This window comes from Methylobacterium crusticola, assembly GCF_003574465.1.
GTDB classification, from domain to species: domain Bacteria; phylum Pseudomonadota; class Alphaproteobacteria; order Rhizobiales; family Beijerinckiaceae; genus Methylobacterium; species Methylobacterium crusticola.
Map to the genome: position 1 here is coordinate 1 of NZ_QOWC01000460.1, position 1,449 is coordinate 1,449.

Below are 1,449 nucleotides of genomic sequence, written 5' to 3' on the forward strand. Positions count from 1 at the left end.
CTAGGAGCCCGTCCGAGTAATGCTCTCGACGGCGAGGCCGGAGGGTGATTCACTCGGCTCATGGCCAAGGTGTTTCGCTCCTGGGATGTGGATCAGGGTTGGTTGCTGCCGCCCTCGCTGCACGAGTTCGTGCCGCCCGGGCACATGGCGCACTTCGTTCGCGACACGGTGCGGGAAGCGCTCGACCTCTCGGCCATCCTCGACACCTACAGCGAGGAGCGAGGCTACCCGCCCTACCATCCGGGGATGATGGTGGCGCTGCTGCTCTACGGCTACAGCCGCGGCCTGTACTCGTCGCGTCAGCTCGCCCGGGCCTGCGAGGAACAGGTCGACGTCATGGCGGTGACCGGCCTGAACCGGCCGGACTTCCGCACCATCGCCGACTTCCGCAAGCGCCACCTCGTGGCCCTGTCGGACCTATTCGTGCAGGTGCTGCGCCTGTGCCGCGCGGCTGGTCTGGTCCAGTTCGCCCACGTGGCGGTGGACGGGACCAAGGTGAAGGCCAACGCCCCCCGCCACAAGGCGATGAGCTACGGACGCATGAAGACCGCCGAGCCGGTCCTGGCCGCCGAAGTCGACGCCTGGTTGGAGCAAGCGCGCGAGGCGGACACGGCCGAGGATGCGGCGCAGGGCGCGAACCGACGGGGCGACGAGACGCCGGACTGGATGGCCGACAAGCCGCGACGGCTGGAGACGATCCGCGCCGCCAAGGCCGCGCTGGAAGCGGAAGCGATCGATCCGCCCGACCCCGAGGACGAGAGCGGTCCGGGTGCATCCTCGGGCATGCGCTGGCAGGGTCGGCCCCTGCGCGGTGAGGACGGCGGTCCGCCGGACCGGGCGCAGCGCAACTTCACCGACCCGGACAGCCGGATCCTGCCGACCCGAGACGGGTTCGTGCAGGGCTACAACGGCCAGATCGCCGTCGATGCCGCGCATCAGATCATCGTGGCGCACCGCCTCGTGACGAACGCCGCCGACGCCCGCGCCCTCGTGCCGCTCATCGACGACGTCCGCGCTCATCTCGGGCGCAAGCCGCGAGAGCTCTCCGGCGATGCTGGATTTGCCAACGAGGCGAACTTGGCCGCGCTGCAGGTGCGGGGCATCACGGGCTACCTTGCTCCGGGTCGAGCACGTCATGGCGAGGCGGACGCGGCCGGCCGCCGGAGGCTGACGAAGATGCCGTTGATGAGCGCGATGGCTGTGCGCCTGAAGCGGGCCGGCCGCCGCAGCCGCTACCGCCTCCGGAAGCAGGTCGTCGAGCCGGTGTTCGGGCAGATCAAGCAGGCCCGGAGCTTCCGACAGTTCCTGCTCCGCGGGCTCGATCAGGTCCGCGGCGAATGGGCGATGATCTGCACCGCCCACAACCTCCGCAAGCTGGCCAACGCCAGGCGCTGAGCATGACGCAGGCTGGATCGCCCTGATCTCAACCCCAATCTCGATCCGCAAACC

General features: G+C 69.6%; 1 protein-coding gene. It reads left to right on the forward strand.

The window, feature by feature from the left end:
- The first annotated feature begins 60 nt into the window (after positions 1-60).
- Positions 61-1,395: an IS1182 family transposase gene (locus DT057_RS34880; RefSeq protein ID WP_128566552.1), complete on the forward strand. Its 1,335-nt coding sequence runs from the start codon at positions 61-63 to the stop codon at positions 1,393-1,395.
- The last annotated feature ends 54 nt before the right edge of the window (positions 1,396-1,449 follow it).

Excerpts from the sequence above, each read along its gene's own strand:
- DT057_RS34880 (WP_128566552.1), top strand. The coding sequence starts at position 61 with ATGGCCAAGGTGTTTCGCTCCTGGGATGTGGATCAGGGTTGGTTGCTG.